The sequence below is a fragment of the Bacillus sp. GMa5/1 genome (genome assembly GCF_050172015.1).
Classification (GTDB): domain Bacteria; phylum Bacillota; class Bacilli; order Bacillales; family Bacillaceae_G; genus Bacillus_A; species Bacillus_A cereus.
The window spans coordinates 34,093-58,065 of record NZ_JBNLYC010000003.1 but is presented as its reverse complement, the minus strand read 5'-3'; the positions used below and the strand labels follow the sequence as shown (position 1 = coordinate 58,065).

The window sequence follows — 23,973 nt, the reverse complement described above, 5'->3', positions numbered from 1 at the left end:
TCTCCCCTTTAGTCGATAATATTTTCTAAACCGTACACAAGATGATCAAGGTTCATTACTGTCTCAATTGATAGTTTTACACCTGACATAAATGATGCACGATTGAATGAATCATGACGAACTGTTAACATTTGTCCATCTCCACCGAACATTACTTCTTGGTGTGCAATAAGCCCTGGCAAACGTACACTATGAATGTGAATACCGTCTACATTTGCACCACGTGCACCTGCTAGTTGCTCTACTTCTTTTGGATGACCTTGCTGCTTTGATTCACGATTTTGACGAATTAACTCTACCGTTTTTACAGCTGTACCAGATGGTGCGTCTAATTTTTGATCATGATGTAATTCAATTACCTCAACATCTTGGAAATATTTCGCTGCCATTTGTGAGAATTTCATCATAAGAACTGCACCAATTGCAAAGTTTGGAGCAATAATTGTTCCTACTGCTTTTTCTTTTGCATTCTCTGTTAAACGTGCCAATTCTTCTTCTGTAAATCCAGTTGTACCAATAACCGAACGAAGTCCACGCTCAACTGCAAGTGTAACGTGTTGTTTCCCCACTTCTGGTGTTGTTAAATCTAACAACACATCTGCTTCTACTTCATCTAAACAAGTATGTAAATCAGCGTAAATCGGTGCATGTAATGCTGGCATGCCAGGTAAATCAGAAATCTTCTCACCACCATGCTTATAATCCACTGCTGCTACTAAATTAAAATGTTCCGTTCTTTCCATAAGAAGAACTGCTTCATGTCCCATACGTCCTCTTGGTCCGGCGATAATTACTTTAATTTCTTTCATTATTCTTTCTCTCCCTCATCAATACGTGTCCAGCGATCTTTATCACGTGTATTAAATTTATTCATTACAATGTTATGTGCTGTCTCTAAATCAATATTTAAACTATTTGCCATACAAATCATAACAAATAATACATCTCCAAGCTCTTCTTCAATACTTCTTTCTTTTTCAGTTGTTTTCTTCGGTTTCTCACCATAATAATGATTTACCTCTCTTGCAAGCTCTCCCATTTCTTCCGTTAAACGAGCCATCATTGCAAGCGGACTGAAATAACCTTCTTTAAACTGACCAATATATGCATCTACTTCTTTCTGCATATCTTTCATCGTTTTTGCTTCCATACTATTCACCTCTAATCCTTCCTCTTTCATGTTAGCCAATTCATCGCGATTTGACAAATATTATTCCCCGCCAAACACCTATTTGCGACCCATTTTTGGATAGACTATAATAAAGTGAAACTTCTTTTGCGTTTTTTTGCAAAAGATTAGTTGAACTAATCGGGTTCCTACGGCTGGTTCGCCTTTCTTCAGAGCTTTATCTCCTACCAGCCGTTGGTACGGGGTAAAGTGAAACTTCTTTTGCGCTTTTTGCAAAAGATTAGTTGAACTAATCGAGTTCCTACGGCTGGTTTGCCCCTCTTCTTTGCTTCATCTCCTATCAGCCGTTAGAGCGGGATAAAGTGAAACCTTCTTTTGTGCTTTTCACAAAAGATCAGCCCACATCAATCAAGTTCTTACTATTTTCACTAGCAACTAGAAATTACTTATTATTATGTTTTACTGTTTCAGCGGAGCAATGCAATCATTACATAATTAGGGGGATTTCTATATGACATCAAAATTGAAGATGCGAAATATTATTTTTATTTTAATCGGTTCCGCTATATTTTCTTTTGGTATTGTCAATATCAATATTGAAAACCACCTTGCAGAGGGTGGGTTTACTGGTATTACACTATTATTGTATTTTTTATTTAAGTTTGATCCTTCCTACTCAAACTTAATTTTAAATATCCCTATATTTTTTATTGGTTGGAGGTTACTTGGCAGAACGACATTTTTATATACATTAATTGGCACCTTTAGCGTATCTTTATTTCTATGGATTTTCCAGCGTTACGAAGTACTCAACTTACATTTAAACTTGCAAAATGATATGACACTCGCAGCTTTATTCGCCGGGGCATTTATCGGTATCGGCCTTGGAATAATATTTAAATATGGCGGGACTACTGGCGGTGTAGATATTATCGCACGACTAGCTCACAAATATGTTGGCTGGAGTATGGGGAAAACAATGTTTATGTTTGATGCTGTCGTTATCGTAGTCTCTATTCTTACCTATTTATCATACCGCGAGGGCATGTATACGCTAGTTGCTGTTTTTATCGGTGCTAAAGTCATTGATTTTATGCAAGAAGGAGCTTATGCTGCCAAAGGAGCGACTATTATCTCAGAGAAAAACGATGAAATTGCTGCCAAAATTTTATCTGAAATGGAGCGCGGAGCAACCTTTTTAAAAGCTGTTGGATCGTATACAAAAGTGGAACGTAACGTATTGTATTGCGTTGTTGCTAAAAATGAAATCGTGAAATTAAAGAATATCATTACTTCTGTAGATCCTCATGCTTTTGTCGCTGTAACTGATGTACATGATGTAGTTGGTGAAGGATTCACGTTAGATGAAAATAAAAACCCTTTACATAATTAAATGTAACTAGAAAAGCGCCTTAGCTTTTCTAGTTTTTTATTACAAGTCTTTTAAGCTTCTCAAAATCCTCATGAATAAGCTCCAATAAACTCCGATTATAAAAAATGGAAGCTGGATGAAAAGTCGGAAAAACATGATATTCTTTCTCTGACCATGTAAACTCTGCACTTTGCATATCCTTTAATTTTTGAATGGGCTGTTTTAATAATTGCCCGTGTACATCTGTGATTTTTTTATTTTTTCCTGTTAAACGTTGAAGACCGATATTTCCAAGCGTGACGATAAGCTTCGGATGTATTTTCTCTAATTCATAATCTAACAAAGGCGCATGGGCAACTATTTCTCCCTGATTTGGCGTTCTATTATACTTTTTTTGTATGATTTCACCATTTCTTTCTTTTTTCTCTCGCCATTTATAAGGTCTACTTCGAACAGCGCTCGTAATATATACTTCTTCCCTTGTAACATCAATACGCTCTAAAAAATCCATTAATTGTTTTCCCGCCCTCCCGCTAAACGGAATCCCATTATGAATTTCTGTTTCACCAGGCGCTTCTCCTAACAACATAAATTTGGGATTTTCAGGACCTTGTCCACTTAAAAAACCTTCTAGTTGATAAGGAGCACTGCGCTCTTGCACTTGTTTTACTAAATGGTCTGGATATTTCATTTCCCCCCACCGCCTTTCCGCATTACTTCTATTATTTCTATTTGCAATACATTATATAATTCAATCCATACAACAAAAAAAGACTATCAAAATTGATAGTCTTTAGTCGTCGCTACGCTGCATACCAGTATACATTAATACGAGACGTAATAATTCAAATACCGCTACAGCTGCAGCTGCTACATATGTTAATGCTGCCGCATTTAATACTTTACGAGCTTGCCCATATTCATCTGTTGATACAATACCTAACGCTTCAATTTGTTGCATTGCGCGCTTTGACGCATCAAACTCAACTGGCAATGTAACGAGCTGGAACACAACACCTGCTGCCATTAAAATGATACCTAATAACAACAAACCAGACATTTGTGCAAATATACCGATTAGGACGAAAATCCAAGACATATTCGAACCAAAGTTTGCAACTGGCACTAACGAATGACGAACGCGCATAAATTTATAATCTTTTGCATCTTGAATTGCATGTCCTACTTCGTGTGCTGCAACTGCTGTACCAGCAACTGAATGTCCATAATAGTTATCTGTTGATAATCGAACCGTCTTAGCGGTTGGATCATAATGGTCTGATAAATGACCTGGTGTTTCTTCTACAGCTACGTTGTATAATCCATTTTCATCTAAAATTTTTCGAGCCACTTCCGCTCCTGTCATACCTGATGTTGAATAAACTTGTGAATACTTGCTATAGGCACTACGTACTCTTGACTGTGCATACAACGGTATGATCATTATGATCGCGAAGTAAATTAAATAAAACATCATGAACCTCCATTGAAGTTTTAATTATAGTACTTCTCATTCTATTTTCTTCTGCCACTATTGTCAATGAATAAACCTTACAATCCATATCTTTATTTATTGCATTATCTATTTTTAGAATGTACATTACTTTTTCTTTTTTCTCTTTCTCCTTTATACTTTCTCCATCCAACATAAGTTAATGTGAAGAAAATAAGTCCCCCAGTAATTGTCATAAACCAAATGAGAGAGGGTGCAATTTCATCTTTTTTTACTGTGTGAAATATCTTTTGCAAATCCCCTTTAATAATCCCTAATTGCATTTGGCCGCCTTTCGTTTTTAACATAACGTTACGAAATTCATCTAAATAAGATAAATGAACATTTACACGCTGAACCTCGTTTTCTGGCAAAGCAATCATTAAGCTTGGATAAATAATATTGAATTCATTTAAAAACGTATTTAACGTTTGTTGAAACTGCCCAGCATCTTCTTTTTCCATCGCTTTTTCCATTTGAGAAAAGGCATCCATTACTTTCCTTTCTCTTTCCATCCAAAGTGGTTGATATTTCGATACTTGTGCATCAACAGCAAGTTGTAATGCCAGCACATTATCAATTTTAGCTTGCTTACCTAAACCTTCTTCAGAGAGCGATTGTTGCGCCTTATCGTAAGCTAAAGAAATAACTCTAACTTGATCTGGTGTTACTTCCTGCTTCTTTTCATTCCCCTTTATTAAAAATTGCTCCGAGAAATGTTGTAATACTTGTACCGCTTTTTCATCTTCATTACGCTTCACTAACTGTAACGAGTCGTCTAACAACCCTGTTAGCTCATTCCACTCTTCAGCATATATACGTAACGGAAACATTATAATTAGAAATGCTATCAATCCAATTAATGTTCTCTTCATCCCGGTCCCCCCTATAACTACTAGTACAAAATATGTTAATTTGGACAAGAATAGAACAGAACTAGACCGAAAAATATATTATCATTTTACAAAGAAAAAAATTCTCTTTAAGCAGAGAATTTTTTCTGTGACATCCTTTTCTTTTTTACGAAATATCGATATAAACTGTAACAAAGTATACTACCACCTAAAATGAATAATAAAATAGCACACGCAGCATGCATAAAGAACTCTTCTGGTAACATTAATATAATTGGATCTTTTTCAGGATCAAAAACCCAATAATCATTACTAAATAAAAGTTTATGGAATAATACAAAACTCTTTTCAAAATTAATAGCAATTGGTAACATAAGCGCTATCGGAAAAATGATTGTTAAAATCGATCCGTGCAGTAAAAACTTTTCATTTTTCTTTTTTAATAAATAAATTCCGCCTATCACTGCAATCATAATTGTCGCATACATCACATATTGAATCTTTACTAAAATATTTTTAACATCTACAAAATGAATACGGCCATTTGTGGACATATCTAATGTTGGCAAATGTAATGCTCCGTCATAAAACGGGGATAAATATGTAATAAGCACATCGTAATTTCTTTTAATTTCATCCTTCGTCATATCCGCTAAATCAGGAATATTTAAAAAATCAATTTCAAAATAATACAGCCATTTTCCATAGACAACTGCCGTTGTTGCGAGTGCAAAAATAGAAAATGCTATGCTATATGAAACAACTAAAGTAATCAATCGATCCAATATTTTTGTACCACTCTTATTTTTCTCCATGTTCTCCCCCTAAATGTTCTAACCATCATAAAGAAAATTGTTTCCTTTGCTCACGTAAGCAACAATAATATGTAATACATAGTACAGCAATACTTAACCAAAACGTAAAATAACCAATTTCCTCTACAAACAAATGCATAATTCCATATCGCGGCATTTGCCAAAATAAATAATCAATTGCATCGTTATGCAACGTCCACACAGCTACTACTATAAAATGCCATTTTTTTATACGATAGAATGGAGCATATAAAAATCCTTGTACTGCCATCGCAAAGTGCGAAAGCATTAACATGTAGCCCATAAGGCCAATAGGCCCTTTTACGTAAATCATAATCCCGTTTACAACAACAGCCCAAATACCATATTTTATTAAAGTTACAATCGCTAACGCTTCTATTAATCCCCAGTTTCTCTTTGCCAAAAAAGCAATTAAAACAAAGACAAAAAAGAGACTCGCCATAGGACTATCTGGTACAAACGGCCAAAATATAGGTGACGTTTCTTTCAATTGATTTCCGTACCATATAAATCCGTAAATTGTACCTAATATGTTAACAATTAATAAAAATAATAATACCGAGCGTTGTCTTAACATTGCATACAAGTACACCAATCCGTATGTCCAACACCTTTCAAGCAAAGTAATTCATTCATTAAATCCTACTCTATTATAACAAACTTCATCCAACTAAATAGAAAAGCTGACTACAAATTTTGTAGTCAGCTTTTTATTATTTTTTATTATACTTTGCAACGAATTCCGAAAGCTTCTTCAGTTCCTCATCCGTACCTTTAAATACACCTTTAGGCATTGAACCTTTTCCCTCTTTCGCAATTTTAGCAATTTCTTCTGGCTTTAAAGTTAAGTTTTGCAGTGCCGGTGCTGCTGCCCCGCCTTGTAAATTGTCACCATGACATGTTAAACAAGTATTTTTTTGCATTAATTTATAGCCATCATCATTTTTATCAACTGGCGCTGTTTTTACAATTGCTCCTTGTTTTTTTGCAGCTTCCCAGTCGTGGTGTGCTACAGATTCCCAAGTTAAAAAGATAATCGATGCAATTGCTAAAAGCATAAATCCAGTTGCCACAGGACGCTTCAATGGACGTCTTTCTGGACCTCGATCAAGAAATGGAGCTAACAGTAATGCTCCAAACGCAATCCCTGGCATAATAAATGCTCCAATTACAGTAAATGAACCGGAAGCATACGAATACTTTAATAACTGATACAAGAATAAGAAATACCAATCTGGAAGTGGTATATATCCAGCATCTGTTGGGTCCGCCATTCTCTCAAGCGGCGACGGATGCGCCACTGTTAAACATAAATAACCGATTAAAAAAACTGCACCAACCATCCATTCTTTTAACAAGAAGTTCGGCCAAAATGCTTCTGTTTTCCCTGGGTATTCAGAATAGTCTTTTGGAATATTTGGTTTCCGAGCTACTGGTACCCGAGAATCTCCTACAAACTTCATCCCTTTGCCGCGATGCATAATCTCCCTCCTTTAGTTCTTTCCCCTTTAATTTAGCAATCTCTTATAGTGGACCGGAAATACCTTGTTTGCGAATCATGATGAAGTGGAAGGCCATTAAACCTAGAAGTGCTGCTGGTAAGAAGAAGACGTGAATAGCAAAGAAGCGAGTTAATGTTTGAGCGCCAACAATTTCGGAATGACCAGCGAGTAATGTTTTAATATAAGGACCAATGAGCGGTGTTTGCTCTGCAATTTGAATCCCTACTTTTGTAGCAAATAAAGCTTTCATATCCCACGGCAATAAATATCCGGTAAAACCAAGACCTAACATAACAAAGAAAATAAGAACACCAACAATCCAGTTTAACTCACGGGGCTTTTTATACGCACCTTGGAAGAAAACTCTGAGTGTATGTAAAAACATCATTACAATTACGAGACTAGCACCCCAGTGGTGCATACCACGAACAATTTGCCCATAAGCAACTTCATTTTGTAAATAGTAAACTGATTCCCAAGCATTTTTAATATCAGGCACATAATACATCGTCAAAAACATTCCAGATAAAATTTGAATTACAGTAACGAAAAAGGTAAGTCCTCCAAAGCAATAGACGAATGCAGAAAAGTGATGTGCCGGGTTTACATGTTCAGGTACTTCATGATCAGCGATATCACGCCATATTGGTGTAATATCCAATCTTTCATCCACCCAATCATAAATTTTATTTAACATCTACTTTGCACCCCCTCTTGGCTTCGCTTTTCCTAGATACAGCGTTCCATCTTTCACTTTAGACTCGTACACATCAAGCGGAGCAAGGGGTGGCGTACCTTTAATGTTAATCCCATCTTTTGTATAACGCCCCCCGTGACATGGGCAAAAGAATTGATTCGGATGTGCTTTGTCCGAATTCCAGTTAACTGTACATCCTAAATGTTTACATACTGGAGAGAACGCAACAATGTCTCCGCTTTCATCTTTATGAACCCAAGCCGATTTTGGTTCTTCAGACTTGTACCAACCATCAACCTGCTTCACTTTAAAATCGAAACGCTTCGGCTCTGTTGTAATATCCTTTACTTGCGCAACAGCAACCATATCTGTTCCCGCTTCTTTTCTTAACACCGGATCAAGCGCAAATCGCGTCATCGGCATTAAAATACCGGCAGCCATAAAGCCTCCTACCCCTGTGAGTGTGTAATTTAAAAATTGTCTTCTTGACACGCGATGTTCTTTGTCGCTCACGAAAATTTCCCCCCTCTATCAGAAATTGTCCCCTCGTGATAAATTATATAAAAAATAAAAACTAGGACACTATCATGATATAATACGCTCATGCACAGGTCAATATCATACTACTCATAATAATAAGAACTTTCTGTTTATTGCAAGTTTCCCCATTTCTCTTCCAACATCACCATTATATTTTTTATATGCGCATGAATAACTTCTCTTTTTGCTTGATCACTAAATTGTTCTAACGCTAATGAAGGAAACCAAAATAAATCTCCCTGTAACTCTTGCATATCCTCTTTCCATGAAAAATCACTTGTAACATAAGCAATATGCTTAAAACCTTCACTTCGTAAATGATTTGTCCATTCTTGCAAACGACCTTTTTCATTCTTTTGACTTTCTACCAAATACGTAAACGCAGGCAGTAAAAGCACTCTTCCTTTATACTCTCTTTCCAATTCCGTGCTCAACAATTCGATAAATTCACCTTGTTCTACAACCATTTTCATTTCTTTTGCTGCCGAAATTGATAACAGCGGTATTACTCCTGTATCAACATACTCTCTTGCTTGCTCAAACTGTTCTACATCTTTTACAATCCACTTCAAATCCCTTCCCTCCTTCACTTGCAAATGACAGAACTTTCACTTTATATATATTAAACCACACTAAAAGAGGTAAAAAAAGAAAAACTACCCAATATAGGTAGTTTTTCTTTATAAAAGTCTGAAATTTGTAAAAATTAATTAATCCAAATAAATTCTATAAAGTCTTTAACTCTGCCGTTAATCTATGAAACGCTTCCTTATCTTGCTTATCTAACGCTTCATCAATTTGTTTCAAAAGGCGTTCTCTCCTAAACGAAAATACACTTTCTTCCAAAAACCTTTCTGCAAGTAAACGATCTTTTTCATTTACTTCAATATGCTTTGGTAGATATGGGTTTTCTTCTAATACAGCTACATAATTCGCATTTTGAAACGATGATTTAAAGTTGAGTTGAATATAAATATCCTCATCTCGATTTAAACGAATATCATGAAACGATTTTTCAGCATCTGTTGTCATAACATTTTGTTTAAAAAAGTGAAACGGTGTGTCTTTCACACAATTCGCTGACATCACTAAGCCACGCGGACAATATTTTGCATGCTCTACGAAGTGGACTTTATGCATCAATTGGTCGTGACTCATTAAATAATTCAGAATCCATACACATTCACGCTGTTTCAGTTGGTAATTATTCAAAAACCATTTTACAAAATCCTTCTTCTCGTTTACAGAAACAGGGGTATTCATAGCAATTAAGTCCCTCCTCTGTCTTTCTCTTTTCTTTTTAGATTCAAGAAGCGGCATTCAGTTTCCTTCCAACTTATGAAAAATCCTCTAAATTATATAACAATTCTTCAATATGAATTTGTGTCGGGTCTAGTTGTAATAACTGGGTAAATACTTCTTTCGCCTCTTTTCGTTTTCCTTCTTCCAATAAGAAATAACCGTACTCTTCTAAGAAGTCTGGATGATTCTTAAAAGAAGTATATGCACTTTCATAGTGTTTTAATGCATCCGAATACATTTCTAATTGTTTTTTTGCATACGCAAGATCCCAAAGTAGTTGTGTATCTGGTTCTCCACTATCAATAGCACGCTCTACAATTGCAATTAACTCTTCGTACTTTTCTTGTTCTTTTAAGATATATGCATATTTTAATGTTGCACCTAAATGCCCTGGATCTAACTCAAGCGCTTTTTGAAGAACTTCCTCTGCTTCTACTATTTTCCCTAATTTCGCCGCAATGTTCGCCAACTCTACATAAAATGGAACTGAAAGCTCATCTACTTTAATTCCTTCATGAAGCGTTTCATAGCTTTCTTGAAGCATTCCTTCTTTTTCATAGCTTTTCGCTAAATACATGTACAGTGATGCGTACTCAGGGTCTAATTCTTTTAGTTCTTGCCAAGCACCAATTGCTCTCTGATATTCTTCACCTTGGTATAATGTAAAAGCATATCCAAATAATGAGTGAATATCTTTTTGTTCCTCTAGGCCTGCTTCATAATAAGAAATCGCTTCTTCCCAGTTTCCGATCGCGCTTAACGTTTCTGCGAGGCGAAGTGCGATCACAACACCACCCATTACTTTATGTTCCGCTAATAGCGATTCATAATAAGTAATTGCCTTTTGTTCTTCACCTTTACTACTATATAATTCTGCTAACCCAAACGTAATAACAGGTTCATCAGGCATCATTTCTTTCGCCTTTAATAGTTTTTGCTCTGCTACATCATCAAAACCTTGCATTTGGAATAAATCTGCAACAAGTAATAACGATTGAACATATAAATCGTCATTTTCTGGAATATCATGAAGCACTTCAATCGCTTCATCTTCTTTATCTAGATCAATATATAATTCTGCTAAAAATACAGTGAATTCACTTTCTTCTGGATACAGTAAACGTAAGTCTTCAGTAATTGCTAATGCCTCATCTGTAAATCCAAGCGTATGATAGTAACGAGCGATATCATACTTCTCTTCATCATTCGCAATTTTTAATTGTTCTTTTAATAATTGTAATCCTTTTTCCGCTTCACCATTTTCAATATATGAAACAGCTTGTTCAAACTTTTGCATAAACGTCTCCTTTAATTCTAAAAAATATTCTCTTCTGTTCATTTATCATAAGCAACTCACTGTTAGAACGCAACCTTTAGAATGAGCATACTTCTTCTTATACTTCTTCTTACAGAGTAGTTAATTGTTCAAAAGGTTCGGATATGACACCGATACCTTACCATCATCTTCTATTGTACCGCTTTCTTTTATGACCGTGCAAATAACTTCTCTCACTAATTATCGAGCCATACAAACCGTGGTTTACAGAATGACTTAATTAGCAGTCTTCAACCTTTATTTTGAATGCGATAAAAAAGGCTCCTATACTAGGAGCCTTCACAATCTCTTAAGAATATGTTTCTTCTTTCTGTACTTGCTCATTTACAAGCTCTTTCAGCAACTCTATAATTTCATCATTTTCTTCCTTCAAACCGACAGTAATACGAATACCATCATCGATACCAAATGCAGCACCAGAACGAACGATATATCCTTTTTTCATTAATCGTTCGAAAGCTTCATTACCCGGTATACCAAGTTTTAAGAAAATGAAATTTGTTTGGGATGGATAATAGAATACGTTATATTCTTTACAAAATGCATAATACTGATTTAAACCTTCAGCATTCTTTTGCACACAATCTTGTAAAAAGGCTTGATCTTCTAATGCAGCGAGTGCTACAGATTGGGCTACAGTTGATGTATTGAATGGTAACCTAGCTACTTCTAGCTGTCCGATTAACTTCGCATCCCCAATCGCATATCCGATACGAAAAGCAGCTAAACCATATGCTTTTGAAAACGTGCGTAAAACCATAAGATTTTCATACTTTTCAAGAAGTGGTAATGTTTGCGGATAGTCTTCTGCTTCCGCGTATTCATAATATGCTTCGTCCATAATAACGAGAGCCGACTTAGGAACTGATTCTAAAAATGAAAGTAATTTTTGTTTCTCAACATATGTACCTGTTGGATTATTCGGATTACAAATCCATACAATTTTCGTTTTCTCATCTACTTGCTCTAGCATTGCATCTAAATCATGAATACCATCTTTAAGTGATACTTCACGAACTTCTGCTCCTTCAATAACAGCATGGTGATGATATTGTGAAAACGTAGGATTCGCCATTACAACGTTTGTTCCTTCATGTAGTAACGCTCGGCTAATCATTTGAATGACTTCATCTAATCCACTACCAAATAGTAGTTGTTCTGCTTTTACACCTAAATGTTCCGCTACTTTTGTCCGAAGTTCAAAGGCATATCCATCTGGATAAAGGGCATATTGGCTCGCTAAAGAAGTTAATGCTTCTGTCACACGTGCTGAACAACCGAATGGATTTTCGTTGGATGCTAATTTCACAATTTTTGATAAACCATATTCTCTTTTTACTTCTTCAATGTTTTTCCCAGGCACATACGCTCTCAAAGTTAACAATTGCTCTTTCACTCTCATTTTTCTTCCCCCAGTCATTTCATTCAATTTGATTACAATACGGTTATAGCCCCTTACTGTAATCTTTTGTCATAACCGTCACTATTACGAGAATACCTCTAAATGAGCACTTCACAGCACTTCGCTATCATTTTAAACCATATCTTTTTGAAATGCCTCTAACGCAATATGAACAGTCTCATCTGAAATAGATACGACATTCACTACCCCATATTCCTGCATAAGCACCATATGAATTGCTCCTGCATTTGCTTTCTTATCTTGTTTCATCAATTGAACGAGGCGCTCTACATTCAAATCCCTTGGCATTTTTGGATAGCCGTATTTCAAGAACCACTGCTTCATATCTTCATAAGCAAGATCAACCTTGTACACTTGCTCACTTAAAAATATGGCGAATAACATTCCAACCGCTACACCGTCACCGTGAGTAATATTTCCATACCCTAGCTCTTTTTCAAGAGCATGTCCTAACGTATGTCCAAAGTTCAAATGAGCACGTACACCCTTCTCTGTTTCATCTTGTGACACAACATTTGCCTTTACAGGAATCGCCTTCGTTAATATATGGATTAACTTCTCATCATGAAGATCCGCTAATGTTTGCACTTCTTCTTTTAACCAATGGTATAGCTCCACATCACCAATAAGAGCATGCTTTATCACCTCTGCATAACCTGAACGCCACTCTTTTTCAGGAAGAGACTGTAAAAACGGTGTATGATATACAACTGCTTCTGGCTGATGGAATGCACCAATCATATTTTTACCTAACGGATGGTTAATCGCTACTTTCCCACCCACTGCGCTATCGTGCGCTAATAAAGTTGTCGGAACCTGCACAAAGCGAATACCACGCATAAACGATGCAGCAACAAAACCAGCTAAATCTCCAATCATTCCGCCTCCAAGTGCAAGAATTAAAGAATTTCTATCTAATTTATTTTCAAGAGCTGACGTATGAGCCGCATAGAAATTTTCGAAAGACTTCTCTTTTTCGCCACTTGGTACAACAAACGAAAACACGTGCTGCTCTACTTGTAATGCATCGATAACTGTCTGTAAATGTAGTGATGCAACAGCTTCATCTGAAATGATCATTACGTTAGATACCGCTGGCTGCATATTTTGAACGATCGTTGTTAAGTTTGACAACGCTTCTTTACCAACATGTACATCATATTCTTTTGATTTCGTTTGAATATGTATGTTTCCCATTAAAATCCCCTCGCATATTCATTATGTTTCTCAATATTTTCACGAATTAGTTCCATACGATCTAATCCGAATTGTTCTATTAAAGCTGTCGCTAATTCCCAAGCCACAACCGCTTCTGCAACGACACTAGCTGCTGGCACTGCACAACTATCTGAACGTTCAATACTCGCTGTAAAAGGCTCTTTCGTATCAATATCTACACTTTGAAGAGGTTTATAAAGTGTAGGTATCGGTTTCATCACACCGCGCACAACAATTGGCATTCCAGTCGTCATACCGCCTTCTAGTCCACCTGCATTATTTGTTCTTCGTGTATATCCATGCTCCTCATCCCACAGAATTTCATCATGAACTTCACTTCCTGGTCTATGCGCTGCTTCAAAACCAATTCCAATCTCGACACCTTTAAAAGCATTAATACTCATAATTGCAGCTGCTAATTTCGCATCCAGTTTTCGATCATAATGCACGTAGCTACCTACTCCAATTGGCATCCCTTCCACAATTACTTCAACGATTCCACCAATTGAATCACCATTTGCTTTCGCATCATCAATCGCTTTCATCATTTGGTTACCAGCTTCTTCATCTAAGCAACGTACAGGAGATGCTTCTGTAATACTCTTTAATTCTTCAATTGAACTATACGTAATCTCCTTAGCTTGTACACCGCCAATTTCAATTACATGGCCCGCCACTTTAATACCAAGTTCTGCTAACACCTTTTTAGCAACCGCACCAGCAGCAACACGCACCGTCGTTTCGCGCGCTGACGAACGTTCCAGTACATTCCTCATATCTCTATGACCATATTTAATCGCACCATTTAAATCAGCATGCCCAGGCCTTGGTTTTGTCACTTTCCTTTTCATCTCTTTTTCTTCTTGCTCAGTTAAAGGCTCCGCCCCCATAATTTTTGTCCAGTGTGCAAAATCACGATTTTCAACAACAAGTGCAATAGGGGAACCTAATGTTTCTCCATGTCTAACACCGCTTAAAATTTGCACTTGATCCGTTTCAATTTGCATGCGTCTACCGCGCCCATATCCCTTTTGCCTTCTAGCTAACTCTTCGTTTATATCATCTGCTACTAAAGACAATCCTGCCGGAACACCTTCTATAATCGTTGTAAGTTGTGGACCATGAGATTCACCAGCTGTAATATATCGCATACGTTATTCCTCTTTTCGTATATGTATTTATCTCACTATATTAACTTTTATCATTCTAAAAATATTAAAGAAATTATATCATAAATCGACCATTTTCTTATTCTATATTTCCGATAGGCCTAATTTAAATATCAACATATCATAACAGCTCAAACTTCGTAACTAACTGAAAATAAAAAAAGTGCAAGAAGAATACCCCTATTCTCCTTGCACTTTTTACTATTATCACAGTGATTAAAGCGTTTACAAATTATTTCAAAATAATTAGTAAATCCATTCATTCATTAATTTTGAGTAGTCAACTAATTCTTCTTCTTTAAAGAAAATAGCAATCTCGCGCTCTGCGCTTTCTAAAGAATCAGAACCATGGATAATGTTTTTCGCAACAGTTACACCGAAATCTCCACGAATTGTTCCAGGAGCTGCTTCATGTGGTCTTGTTTTCCCCATCATGTTACGCGCTGTATCTACTACACCTTCACCTTGCCATACCATTGCGAACACAGGTCCAGATGTAATAAAGTCTACTAACTCACCAAAGAAAGGTTTTTCCTTATGCTCAGCGTAGTGTTGTCCAGCAATTTCCGGAGTGACTTGCATTAATTTTGCACCAACTAATTGAAAGCCTTTTTTCTCAAAACGAGCTACAATTTCCCCAATGAAGGCACGTTGTACACCGTCTGGTTTTACCATTAGAAATGTTTTTTCCATAAAAAATCTCTCCACTTCTGAATTATGTATGTAATTGTATATCCCCACACACATATTATCACCCTTATCACAATTGTGCAATAGTTTTGAAATAGAGAGATTATTTTATTTTTTAGAATAAACATTAAAATTTTCGTTTTCCAATATACTTTGCAACATTTTGTAATGCGTACTTTGCTTTTCCACGTGGGAGTGGTTTTATTATTTCTAAAGCTTTATGTAAATAACGTTCACTAAATGCAAATGCTTGATCAATTGCTGTACTATTTTTTACAGCATCAATAATTTCTTGTATTTCACTTGCTGTTGAATTTTCATGTACAGATGTGATTTTCTGACGAAGTACTGGATCTTCCATCGCATATAAAGCAGGAAGTGTAATATTCCCTTGTAGTAAATCTCCGCCAGCAGGTTTTCCAAGTTTCTCTTCTGTAGAAACGAAGTCTAAAATGTCATCAATAATTTGATAAGACATTCCTACAAAATACCCATACCAAAATAGACGATTTACCGTATCACGATTAGCACCAGCAGCAATCGCTCCCAATTGACAACTCGCGGCAATTAATAATGCTGTTTTTCGCTTTATTCTTCTTAAATACGTTCTTAAATTTTGGTCATAATTGTATTTATCTTTAATTTGTTCAATTTCACCTTTACAGACTTCTAAAATAGTATGTGATAACGCTTGATGCGCCTCTGGAATTTCGATATTTGTTATACATTCAAGAGACTTAGCGAACAGATAGTCCCCTGTATACATCGCAATACGATCTCCCCATTTCGCATTCACAGTCGCACTGCCGCGTCGTAAAAATGCAGCATCAATAACATCATCGTGAACAAGAGAAGCCATATGAATAAGTTCTAACGCAACAGCAACATGCTTAATCGCATCTAACTTATAATCTCCAAATTTCCCTGCAAGCAACACAAATACAGGACGAATTCGTTTCCCACCAGCTTCAATAAGCTGTAATGCTGCCTCTTCTACTAATGGCTGTTCAGAAGCGACTATCTTTTTTAATTCTTTTTCTATCACATTAATATCCGATCGTAAAAAAGAGTACATAAGTTGTAACTTCATATTGTTCACCTTAACCTAAAACTTCTTTTTTCTATTTTGATTCTGGTTTAATACCTAAATGCATCGCTGCTACCCCAAAAGTAAATGGTTTCACTTGCACACGTTCAAGTCCAGCTTGCTCAAACATTTGAGCCAATTCTTTCATCCCTGGGAACGTACTAGCAGATTCTTGAAGCCATGAATACTCTTTATAACTTTTCGCAAACATCTTTCCAAATAACGGCATGATATATTTAAAGTATAAAATATACCCTTGTCGAAAACCAATCATTGTTGGTTGAGATGTTTCTAAACAGATTACTTTTCCACCTGGTTTTACTACACGCGTCATTTCTTTTAATACGTGCATATAATCCGGTACGTTACGTAAACCAAACCCAATCGTCACATAATCAAACGTATTATCTTCAAACGGAAGTTCCATTGCATTCCCATGTAGAAGTTCTACTTGTTTTAATTGTAACGCCTCTACCTTTTGCTTACCGACAGATAACATATTTTCACTGAAGTCTAAGCCAACAACCTTTCCTTGTTCACCTACGGCTCCAGCTAGCGCAATTGTCCAATCTGCGGTTCCACAGCATACATCAAGCGCTTGACTGCCTGGTTGTACATCCATAATTCGCATCGTTTCTTTACGCCACGCTTTATGTCTTTGAAAACTAATTACAGAATTCATCACATCGTATTTATCAGAAATCTTTTCAAATACGTCATGTACTCTTTCTTCTTTTGATTGTTGCATGCTCGTACCTTCTTCCAATGTAAAATTGCTTATGTCTTCTATTTATTCCTTAACACAGAATTTATTTCATTTATGTCTGTGTGATTTTCTAAAAAATTTTTTTCTTTCTTTCTCAATTCCTTCATCCAACCATTAATCACTACTTCTGCTTTATCCCCTAAAGCATCTTGCATAGCTTGAAAAACAGGCGAATGTTGCTTATCAGCATACAATTGAATTTCTTTTTGAAGGCGATTTCCACCTAATACGTATGTGATAAATGGCTTCCAATGTGATAACTGAAAATGATCACATGTTTTTTGAAGGAGCGCAGACTCAATCATTACTATGCTTTTCATTATGTCATCCGTCGTTTCATGCGCTTTTTGGTATAACATAATTTTGTGTTCATTTATCTCTTTAATTCCTTCAGCAAGTGCACGAATTAAAACAATATCACGATTCATAGACAATAAATAATAATATAGTCCACTATAGTAATCGCCTGCAAGTACTGTTAATTGACGACATTTATGGAATTCAATCTCTTCCTCGCCTGCTTTATTTGATACCCTTTCATGCGTATCAAGCGCAATTTGTACAAGCATAATTGTTACTACGTAATGCTCAATTTGTTCTATATGTAAGTTTGCACTCTTTAAAGCACCATATAACAATGCTATCTTTTCTTCATCAATAAATGGTTCTTCAATATAGTTTATAAAGTAAGGATGGCGTAATTTCTCCATCAATTTTTCTTTTATACCCGCATACCCTCCGTAGATGTCACACACAAAAAATCACCCTTGTTTTCTAATTCATAAAACTTATTATAACACATACACTCTATTTTCTATAACCAAAACTTGGCTACACCTACCATTCATGTAAGCAATCTTTCTAATCTCACTCTGTCTAGTTAAAACTATATCATTTATTTACTAAAAAAAAAAAAGAAAAGCAGTTTCCCGCTTTTCTTTACTTCGTTTTAATAAACGATAAAATTTCACTGCGCGCTGCAGCATCATTTTCAAGCACACCACGCACTGCTGTCGTTACTGTTTTCGCACCTGGTTTTTTTACACCACGCATCGTCATACACATATGTTCTGCTTCTACTACTACCATTACACCATGAGGCTCTAGTACTTCCATAATAGAGTTCGCTACTGTTGATGTAATACGTTCTTGCAGTTGTGGGCGACGTGCAATTGTATCTACGGTACGAGCTAATTTACTTAACCCTGTCACCTTTCCACCTTGCGGAATATATGCAACGTGAGCAACTCCATAGAATGGAACTAAATGATGCTCACACATCGAATAAAATGGTATATCTTTTACTAGTACAAGCTCTTCGTGATCTTCTCCGAATACTTTATGCAAATGCTCTTTCGGATCTTCATGCATACCTGAGAACACTTCTGCGTACATTTTTGCAACACGCTTTGGTGTATCAAGTACTCCCTCACGATTTGGGTCATCCCCAATCGCCTCTAAAATAAGGCGTACTGCATGTTCAATTTGTTCTAAATTAACTTTTGCCATCCGCTAGCCCTCCCGAAAACCTAAAAGTGATACGAACACATTCTAGCATATTTATGTTTTTAAAAGCAAAAAGAAGAGTTCCCAAAAAGGAAACTCTTCTTCCCTGCTAATATGTAAGGATTATTTAACCGCATCTTTTAACGCTTTACCAGGTTTGAATGCAGGTACTTTACTTGCAGCGATTTCAATCTCCTCACCTGTTTGTGGGTTACGACCTTTACGAGCCGCACGCTCACGAACTTCGAAGTTACCGAATCCGATCAGTTGTACTTTATCACCTTGTTTTAAAGCTTCTAAGATAGAATCAAAAACAGCGTCTACTGCTTTTGTTGCGTCCTTTTTAGAAAGGGAACTTGCTTCTGCAACAGCATTGATTAAATCTGTCTTGTTCATGCCATTCACCTCCTCCCAAAGATAAGACTGTATAATGATCATAAAATGAGTCTTACTTTCATTTGTAGGCAATTTTTGCAAATTCTATACTACAAAGATGTAGATAAATCATTATCAACGCCTATATTATACGATTCTCCTTTATAATTCAATATTTTTAAGGAAATTGTTACTCTGAAAATGTGAAAATCTGATGAAACTTGACAATTTACAACAATGTATTAGATAATGACTGTTTATTTTTCTATTTTATAATCAAAAAAACAAAAAATCCCTCTACAGTGAGAGGGATTTTTTCTTATAGTATAATCGCAATTAATCCGCCAGATCCTTCATTAATAATTCTTTCTAGCGTTTCTTTTAATTTATATCTAGCATTTTCTGGCATTAAAGATAATTTCGCTTGAATTCCTTCTCGAACAATCGAGCTAAGTGAACGTCCAAATATATCAGAATTCCAAATTGATAACGGGTCATCTTCAAAATCTTGCATTAAATAACGAACTAATTCTTCACTTTGCTTTTCAGTACCAATAATCGGCTCAAACGTTGACTCTACATCTACTTTAATCATATGAATAGATGGCGCTACTGCTTTTAACTTCACACCAAACCTTGAACCGTGACGAATAATTTCTGGCTCATCTAAGCTCATATCCGCTAATGCAGGTGCTGCTACACCATATCCTGTTTGCTTAACCATACGCAGTGCATCCGCCACTTGATCGTACTCTATTTTCGCATGAGATAAATCGAGCATAAGCTTTAATAAATGATCTTTCCCTCGAATTTCTACTCCTACTACTTCTTTTAAAATCTGATCATATAATTCATCTGGCGCATATAAATCAATCTCCGCCACACCTTGCCCCATATCAATGCCAGCTAGGCTCGCTCGATCAATAAATTCATATTGACTAAACTGCCAAACAACGCGATCCACATCACGAAGACGTTTTATATCCTTCACAGTTTCTTGAACTGCTTCTTGATAACTTTGACGCAACCAATGCCCTTCATTTAGCACCATTACCCAGCTCGGAAGGTTCACATTCACTTCTAATACAGGGAATTCAAATAGTGCTTCACGAAGTACATTATATACATCTGTTTCTCTTAAACTCTCCACACTCATTGCAATAACCGGGATATCATATTCTTCTGATAAACTTTGGCGTAATTGCTCTGTATCTGGATGATACGGCTGTACCGTATTAATTATCATAATGAAAGGTTTTCCTACTTCTTTCAACTCATTTACAACGCGTTCTTCTGCCTCTATATAATCTCTTCTTGGAATTTCACCAATTGTTCCATCTGTTGTAATTACAACACCAATTGTTGAATGTTCTTGAATTACTTTACGCGTGCCGATTTCTGCAGCTTCATGGAATGGAATAGGTTCTTCATACCAAGGGGTATTAATCATGCGTGGGCCATTCTCATCTTCATAGCCCTTCGCTCCAGGAACCGTATATCCAACACAATCTACTAATCGAATATTCACTTCAAGTCCTTCATCTACTTCGATAGAAACCGCTTGGTTTGGAACAAACTTCGGTTCCGTCGTCATAATTGTACGACCAGCAGCACTTTGAGGCAATTCATCCTGCGCTCTTTGACGGTCAGACTCATTCTCAATGTTTGGAATAACTACAAGTTCCATAAATTTTTTAATGAATGTTGATTTCCCTGTTCGAACAGCTCCTACAACTCCAAAATAAATATCACCGCCTGTTCGTTCTGCAATATCTTTAAAAATATCTACCTTTTCCAAGTGATTCCCTCCCTCAAAATTTTTGGGAATAATTCCGCGTTTATAGTCAACTAATACCTTCTCTAACGTTGCCTATAATATCTGATATAATATAATGGTATTCTAGAAGTTCGGACAATATATCATATAATTTTGTCCAATTTCATATGACTATTAAAAAATATCTTTTGTTTGCATCGTAAGTTGTATAACATAAAAAACCTTTCTTCTAGAACTTATTCACTAAAAGAAAGGTTCATGACTTATCATTTTAAAAAAATTGGTTCTCCATCCTTTACTGTGTACGGTAAAGAATAAGCTGGTACAAACGGGGAACCTTTCGAAAGTATATTTCGAATATCTTCTCCCTCCGTAAACTGCCCTTCATTTTTTTTCAAAGCGTCATATAAGTCGATTCTATAATCAACAAAAACTTCTCCTTTTTCATTAATTACAAAAGGAAGTCCTTTACCAGAATATGGACTTGTCACTTGTGGCACATCTTTATATCCTAGTTTTTTGAAATCCAATTCATATACACCATCTGAAATTACTTTTTTAAAAGGTGGATATTGATGTTCATCACGATACATCCTAAGCTTTAAAGATAGTTCCTGAATTTGTTCAGCCATCCTAACATCAATTAACTTTACTGTTGGATTTGTTTCAACGTCTATTAATACGTATTGATATACTCCTCCACTTTCATACGCATTCCCTGGCGCTTCTTGTATGTAACGCGGGGCAATCTGTTGAAAATCGATCGGATACTTTTGATAAATAGGTGTACTCATATCCCTCGTCTTAATTGGCAATATCCCATCATTTTGCTCCTTAAATGTCACAACAGCTTTTTGAACAACCTGTAGCTGATCTTCATAAGGAACCGCATTTTGCTTCATATTTTCTTTCGGATACAGACACCCCGTTAAAAGGCTCATACAACAAAATATTAAAATAATATGTAATTTTTTCACTAGCATCACCTTTTCATACTAATCTAATTTGCTCTGTATGTAGTATTTTCGAGACCATTCCATTTACTGCTGTACAGGTCCACTAAATACAACAAGAAAAATAACAATTCCTGACACAATCATAAGGGTGTACGCTACTAATGCTGTAATCCCTTTCAAAAATTTATTCTTTATTTTATGTCTACTTAATAAAATAAAACTTACTGCAAAAAACATAAATCCAATTGCCCCTAAAGCTAACCACATTTTCATAAGCCCTTCTGACATATACACACCCCTTTTTATCAATCTATTTTTATACTATTTTAACAAATTAAAATCTTTAAACAAATACAAAAAGAACATTTTACTACAAATTGCGAATATATAACTTTAATCAATAGGTTTTCCAGCATTTTTCACCAATCTAAGCAAAAATAAAACCGAAGCGATTGTACCTCTCGCTTCGGTTGACCAAATATGCCCAAAAACAGCTCTATTCCCATTCTTTCATGGCTATCATATGCAATCTACAAACTCTTTGTTTCTCATAATTTATTTTTTAAACATTTTGCTTAACGAGCCAAAATCTGTTGGCATATTATTATTAATAATCGCTTTTACAATTTGATCCTCTTGCTCTTTCGGCACTTCACGTCCCGCCATAAGAGCCACTTGATGAATTAATTGACGAAGTACAGTTTCATCACGTAAATTCGCATTTTGCACGGATGATGCTAATTTAAAAATATCCTCTTTATTTACTTTCGCTTCCTTCTCAATATTATTAAAAATATTATTATCCATTCTTTTCACCCTCTCCTCAAGTTACTCTTCATCCTATGCAAAAATGAAAAAATGGTGAAAAGACCCAAAAAATAAAAAAGCGACAGAAGTACAAATGTACTTCTGTCGCTTTTCTTTACAGTAAATCAGGTATAGCTTCCACTTCATGTTTTCGAACACGCCCCATCAATGAGCCTACCGCATCTTTTACGTTATTCCCATTGAACAGCACGTCATATAAAGCAGCTGTAATCGGCATTTCAACTTCCATTTTCTCTGCCAATTCATGAGCAGCTTTCGTTGTTCTTACACCTTCCACAACCATACCCATGCTTTCTAACACTTCTTCTAAAGAGTGTCCTTTTCCAAGCATATTTCCAGCGCGCCAATTTCGGCTATGAACACTTGTACACGTTACAATTAAGTCTCCCATACCAGTTAGACCAGCAAACGTTAACGGATTCCCGCCCATTTTTCTTCCTAAACGAGCAATCTCTGTTAAACCACGTGTCATCAATGCCGCCTTTGCATTATCACCTAATCCAAGACCATCAGTTATACCAGCAGCTAATGCGATAATATTTTTTAACGCACCACCAAGTTCAACTCCAACGATATCTGGATTTGTGTATACACGGAAATAACTATTCATAAATAAATCTTGTACTTCCTCAGCCGCTTCCATACGCTTTGCTGCAGACGTAACTGTTGTCGCTTGTCGTAAACCGACTTCTTCAGCATGACTCGGTCCAGACAGTACAACAACATCTTTAATTAAGTGCTCTGGAATTTCTTCCTCAATCACTTCCGAAATACGTTTTGACGTACCAGGTTCAATTCCTTTGCTCGCATGAATCCAAGTAATTGGTTCAGTAACAATTTCTTTCATCTCTTGTAATACATCTCTGTACGCTTTCGTTGGTACTACTAACAGTACTGTATTTACATCTACTAATGCTTCTTCTAAAGAAGAGTAGGCTACGATTGTGCTTGGCAATGTAATGCCTGGGAGATATCGACTATTCTCATGTTTCGTATTAATTTCATCCATAAGTTCTGGGCGATTTCCCCAAATACGTACATCATGTCCATTGTCAGCTAATACCATCGCTAACGCTGTTCCCCAGCTACCTGCTCCTACTACTGTGATTTTTGTCATA

Annotated in this window: 28 protein-coding genes; 1 reads left to right on the top strand and 27 read right to left on the bottom strand. The window is 36.1% G+C overall.

Features of this window, described 5'->3' with window-relative positions; all coding sequences use genetic code 11:
* Positions 1-8: 8 nt before the first annotated feature.
* Both dapB and ACQGSG_RS01435 read right to left on the bottom strand, forming a co-directional pair.
* Positions 9-809 (bottom strand): dihydrodipicolinate reductase, encoded by an 801-nt coding sequence (gene dapB, locus ACQGSG_RS01440; protein ID WP_000658809.1) that lies wholly within the window; start codon positions 807-809, stop codon positions 9-11.
* Positions 809-1,150: a nucleotide pyrophosphohydrolase gene (locus ACQGSG_RS01435; protein ID WP_002108639.1), complete on the bottom strand. Its 342-nt coding sequence runs from the start codon at positions 1,148-1,150 to the stop codon at positions 809-811. The genes dapB and ACQGSG_RS01435 overlap by 1 nt, the downstream gene beginning before the upstream one ends.
* A gap of 490 nt (positions 1,151-1,640) precedes the next feature.
* Between ACQGSG_RS01435 and ACQGSG_RS01430 the strand changes: the two genes are divergently transcribed.
* On the top strand, positions 1,641-2,522 hold the full coding sequence (locus ACQGSG_RS01430) for a YitT family protein (RefSeq protein ID WP_325842239.1): 882 nt from the start codon (positions 1,641-1,643) through the stop codon (positions 2,520-2,522).
* Positions 2,523-2,550: 28 nt separating this feature from the next.
* Here ACQGSG_RS01430 and ACQGSG_RS01425 read toward each other — a convergent pair whose 3' ends face one another.
* The 25 genes from ACQGSG_RS01425 to ACQGSG_RS01305 form a co-directional block, all read right to left on the bottom strand.
* Positions 2,551-3,192 (bottom strand): uracil-DNA glycosylase, encoded by a 642-nt coding sequence (locus tag ACQGSG_RS01425; protein WP_000876871.1) that lies wholly within the window; start codon positions 3,190-3,192, stop codon positions 2,551-2,553.
* Between the two features lie 102 nt (positions 3,193-3,294).
* Complete coding sequence (locus ACQGSG_RS01420; protein ID WP_058839490.1) at positions 3,295-3,978, bottom strand: zinc metallopeptidase; 684 nt, start codon at positions 3,976-3,978, stop codon at positions 3,295-3,297.
* A gap of 101 nt (positions 3,979-4,079) precedes the next feature.
* Entirely contained in the window at positions 4,080-4,868 is a 789-nt protein-coding gene (gene ypjB, locus ACQGSG_RS01415) for a sporulation protein YpjB (RefSeq protein ID WP_000831583.1), read from the bottom strand.
* A 107-nt stretch (positions 4,869-4,975) separates the two neighbouring features.
* Positions 4,976-5,662 (bottom strand): TIGR01906 family membrane protein, encoded by a 687-nt coding sequence (locus ACQGSG_RS01410; RefSeq protein WP_000414377.1) that lies wholly within the window; start codon positions 5,660-5,662, stop codon positions 4,976-4,978.
* A 25-nt stretch (positions 5,663-5,687) separates the two neighbouring features.
* On the bottom strand, positions 5,688-6,278 hold the full coding sequence (locus ACQGSG_RS01405) for a DUF1405 domain-containing protein (RefSeq protein WP_141553288.1): 591 nt from the start codon (positions 6,276-6,278) through the stop codon (positions 5,688-5,690).
* A 118-nt stretch (positions 6,279-6,396) separates the two neighbouring features.
* Entirely contained in the window at positions 6,397-7,164 is a 768-nt protein-coding gene (gene qcrC / locus ACQGSG_RS01400; RefSeq protein ID WP_000554603.1) for a menaquinol-cytochrome c reductase cytochrome b/c subunit, read from the bottom strand.
* Between the two features lie 43 nt (positions 7,165-7,207).
* Positions 7,208-7,882 carry a menaquinol-cytochrome c reductase cytochrome b subunit gene (gene qcrB / locus ACQGSG_RS01395; protein ID WP_000932700.1) on the bottom strand — a complete coding sequence of 225 codons (675 nt, stop codon included), beginning with the start codon at positions 7,880-7,882 and terminating at the stop codon, positions 7,208-7,210.
* Positions 7,883-8,395 (bottom strand): menaquinol-cytochrome c reductase iron-sulfur subunit, encoded by a 513-nt coding sequence (qcrA, locus tag ACQGSG_RS01390; protein ID WP_001280593.1) that lies wholly within the window; start codon positions 8,393-8,395, stop codon positions 7,883-7,885.
* A 137-nt stretch (positions 8,396-8,532) separates the two neighbouring features.
* A complete protein-coding gene (locus ACQGSG_RS01385) occupies positions 8,533-8,994 on the bottom strand; it encodes a YpiF family protein (protein ID WP_058839489.1) in 462 nt (153 codons plus the stop codon).
* A 154-nt stretch (positions 8,995-9,148) separates the two neighbouring features.
* Positions 9,149-9,685 (bottom strand): ReoY family proteolytic degradation factor, encoded by a 537-nt coding sequence (locus tag ACQGSG_RS01380; protein ID WP_001095925.1) that lies wholly within the window; start codon positions 9,683-9,685, stop codon positions 9,149-9,151.
* 73 nt (positions 9,686-9,758) lie between these two features.
* A complete protein-coding gene (locus ACQGSG_RS01375) occupies positions 9,759-11,021 on the bottom strand; it encodes a tetratricopeptide repeat protein (protein WP_001168671.1) in 1,263 nt (420 codons plus the stop codon).
* A 328-nt stretch (positions 11,022-11,349) separates the two neighbouring features.
* On the bottom strand, positions 11,350-12,462 hold the full coding sequence (hisC, locus tag ACQGSG_RS01370; RefSeq protein WP_001264023.1) for a histidinol-phosphate transaminase: 1,113 nt from the start codon (positions 12,460-12,462) through the stop codon (positions 11,350-11,352).
* Positions 12,463-12,594: 132 nt separating this feature from the next.
* Positions 12,595-13,680, bottom strand: a complete 1,086-nt coding sequence (gene aroB / locus ACQGSG_RS01365; protein ID WP_000526812.1) for a 3-dehydroquinate synthase — start codon at positions 13,678-13,680, stop codon at positions 12,595-12,597.
* Positions 13,680-14,852, bottom strand: coding sequence for a chorismate synthase (gene aroC / locus ACQGSG_RS01360; protein ID WP_001269386.1), 1,173 nt, complete (start codon positions 14,850-14,852; stop codon positions 13,680-13,682). Before aroC ends, aroB begins: the two co-directional genes overlap by 1 nt.
* 264 nt (positions 14,853-15,116) lie before the next feature.
* Complete coding sequence (gene ndk, locus ACQGSG_RS01355; RefSeq protein ID WP_000415883.1) at positions 15,117-15,563, bottom strand: nucleoside-diphosphate kinase; 447 nt, start codon at positions 15,561-15,563, stop codon at positions 15,117-15,119.
* A gap of 124 nt (positions 15,564-15,687) precedes the next feature.
* A complete protein-coding gene (gene hepT, locus ACQGSG_RS01350; protein WP_214631793.1) occupies positions 15,688-16,650 on the bottom strand; it encodes a heptaprenyl diphosphate synthase component II in 963 nt (320 codons plus the stop codon).
* A 31-nt stretch (positions 16,651-16,681) separates the two neighbouring features.
* On the bottom strand, positions 16,682-17,395 hold the full coding sequence (gene menG, locus ACQGSG_RS01345; RefSeq protein WP_001187674.1) for a 2-heptaprenyl-1,4-naphthoquinone methyltransferase: 714 nt from the start codon (positions 17,393-17,395) through the stop codon (positions 16,682-16,684).
* 38 nt (positions 17,396-17,433) lie between these two features.
* Entirely contained in the window at positions 17,434-18,168 is a 735-nt protein-coding gene (locus ACQGSG_RS01340) for a heptaprenyl diphosphate synthase component 1 (RefSeq protein ID WP_000332845.1), read from the bottom strand.
* 184 nt (positions 18,169-18,352) lie between these two features.
* Positions 18,353-18,922, bottom strand: coding sequence for a GTP cyclohydrolase I FolE (gene folE / locus ACQGSG_RS01335; protein ID WP_001151482.1), 570 nt, complete (start codon positions 18,920-18,922; stop codon positions 18,353-18,355).
* Positions 18,923-19,042: 120 nt separating this feature from the next.
* Positions 19,043-19,315 carry an HU family DNA-binding protein gene (locus tag ACQGSG_RS01330; RefSeq protein ID WP_001043860.1) on the bottom strand — a complete coding sequence of 91 codons (273 nt, stop codon included), beginning with the start codon at positions 19,313-19,315 and terminating at the stop codon, positions 19,043-19,045.
* A 298-nt stretch (positions 19,316-19,613) separates the two neighbouring features.
* The gene (gene spoIVA, locus ACQGSG_RS01325; RefSeq protein WP_000416519.1) at positions 19,614-21,092 is read right to left on the bottom strand and encodes a stage IV sporulation protein A; all 1,479 of its coding nucleotides are present in this window, start codon (positions 21,090-21,092) and stop codon (positions 19,614-19,616) included.
* A gap of 245 nt (positions 21,093-21,337) precedes the next feature.
* Complete coding sequence (locus tag ACQGSG_RS01320; protein WP_000733112.1) at positions 21,338-22,048, bottom strand: hypothetical protein; 711 nt, start codon at positions 22,046-22,048, stop codon at positions 21,338-21,340.
* Between the two features lie 63 nt (positions 22,049-22,111).
* Entirely contained in the window at positions 22,112-22,315 is a 204-nt protein-coding gene (locus tag ACQGSG_RS01315; RefSeq protein ID WP_001289004.1) for a DUF2768 domain-containing protein, read from the bottom strand.
* Between the two features lie 267 nt (positions 22,316-22,582).
* The gene (locus ACQGSG_RS01310) at positions 22,583-22,834 is read right to left on the bottom strand and encodes a stage VI sporulation protein F (protein ID WP_000369754.1); all 252 of its coding nucleotides are present in this window, start codon (positions 22,832-22,834) and stop codon (positions 22,583-22,585) included.
* A 115-nt stretch (positions 22,835-22,949) separates the two neighbouring features.
* Positions 22,950-23,972 (bottom strand): NAD(P)H-dependent glycerol-3-phosphate dehydrogenase, encoded by a 1,023-nt coding sequence (locus ACQGSG_RS01305; RefSeq protein ID WP_000161763.1) that lies wholly within the window; start codon positions 23,970-23,972, stop codon positions 22,950-22,952.
* Position 23,973: the final 1 nt, after the last annotated feature.

Bases quoted from the DNA above. Each gene is read 5' to 3' on its own strand.
- dapB (WP_000658809.1), bottom strand. From the start codon at position 809: ATGAAAGAAATTAAAGTAATTATCGCCGGACCAAGAGGACGTATGGGA.
- ACQGSG_RS01435 (WP_002108639.1), bottom strand. From the start codon at position 1,150: ATGGAAGCAAAAACGATGAAAGATATGCAGAAAGAAGTAGATGCATAT.
- ACQGSG_RS01430 (WP_325842239.1), top strand. From the start codon at position 1,641: ATGACATCAAAATTGAAGATGCGAAATATTATTTTTATTTTAATCGGT.
- ACQGSG_RS01425 (WP_000876871.1), bottom strand. From the start codon at position 3,192: ATGAAATATCCAGACCATTTAGTAAAACAAGTGCAAGAGCGCAGTGCT.
- ACQGSG_RS01420 (WP_058839490.1), bottom strand. From the start codon at position 3,978: ATGATGTTTTATTTAATTTACTTCGCGATCATAATGATCATACCGTTG.
- ypjB (WP_000831583.1), bottom strand. From the start codon at position 4,868: ATGAAGAGAACATTAATTGGATTGATAGCATTTCTAATTATAATGTTT.
- ACQGSG_RS01410 (WP_000414377.1), bottom strand. From the start codon at position 5,662: ATGGAGAAAAATAAGAGTGGTACAAAAATATTGGATCGATTGATTACT.
- qcrC (WP_000554603.1), bottom strand. From the start codon at position 7,164: ATGCATCGCGGCAAAGGGATGAAGTTTGTAGGAGATTCTCGGGTACCA.
- qcrB (WP_000932700.1), bottom strand. From the start codon at position 7,882: ATGTTAAATAAAATTTATGATTGGGTGGATGAAAGATTGGATATTACA.
- ACQGSG_RS01380 (WP_001095925.1), bottom strand. From the start codon at position 9,685: ATGAATACCCCTGTTTCTGTAAACGAGAAGAAGGATTTTGTAAAATGG.
- ACQGSG_RS01375 (WP_001168671.1), bottom strand. From the start codon at position 11,021: ATGCAAAAGTTTGAACAAGCTGTTTCATATATTGAAAATGGTGAAGCG.
- hisC (WP_001264023.1), bottom strand. From the start codon at position 12,462: ATGAGAGTGAAAGAGCAATTGTTAACTTTGAGAGCGTATGTGCCTGGG.
- aroB (WP_000526812.1), bottom strand. From the start codon at position 13,680: ATGGGAAACATACATATTCAAACGAAATCAAAAGAATATGATGTACAT.
- aroC (WP_001269386.1), bottom strand. From the start codon at position 14,852: ATGCGATATATTACAGCTGGTGAATCTCATGGTCCACAACTTACAACG.
- ndk (WP_000415883.1), bottom strand. From the start codon at position 15,563: ATGGAAAAAACATTTCTAATGGTAAAACCAGACGGTGTACAACGTGCC.
- hepT (WP_214631793.1), bottom strand. From the start codon at position 16,650: ATGAAGTTACAACTTATGTACTCTTTTTTACGATCGGATATTAATGTG.
- menG (WP_001187674.1), bottom strand. From the start codon at position 17,395: ATGCAACAATCAAAAGAAGAAAGAGTACATGACGTATTTGAAAAGATT.
- folE (WP_001151482.1), bottom strand. From the start codon at position 18,922: ATGGCAAAAGTTAATTTAGAACAAATTGAACATGCAGTACGCCTTATT.
- ACQGSG_RS01330 (WP_001043860.1), bottom strand. From the start codon at position 19,315: ATGAACAAGACAGATTTAATCAATGCTGTTGCAGAAGCAAGTTCCCTT.
- ACQGSG_RS01315 (WP_001289004.1), bottom strand. From the start codon at position 22,315: ATGTCAGAAGGGCTTATGAAAATGTGGTTAGCTTTAGGGGCAATTGGA.
- ACQGSG_RS01310 (WP_000369754.1), bottom strand. From the start codon at position 22,834: ATGGATAATAATATTTTTAATAATATTGAGAAGGAAGCGAAAGTAAAT.
- ACQGSG_RS01305 (WP_000161763.1), bottom strand. From the start codon at position 23,972: ATGACAAAAATCACAGTAGTAGGAGCAGGTAGCTGGGGAACAGCGTTA.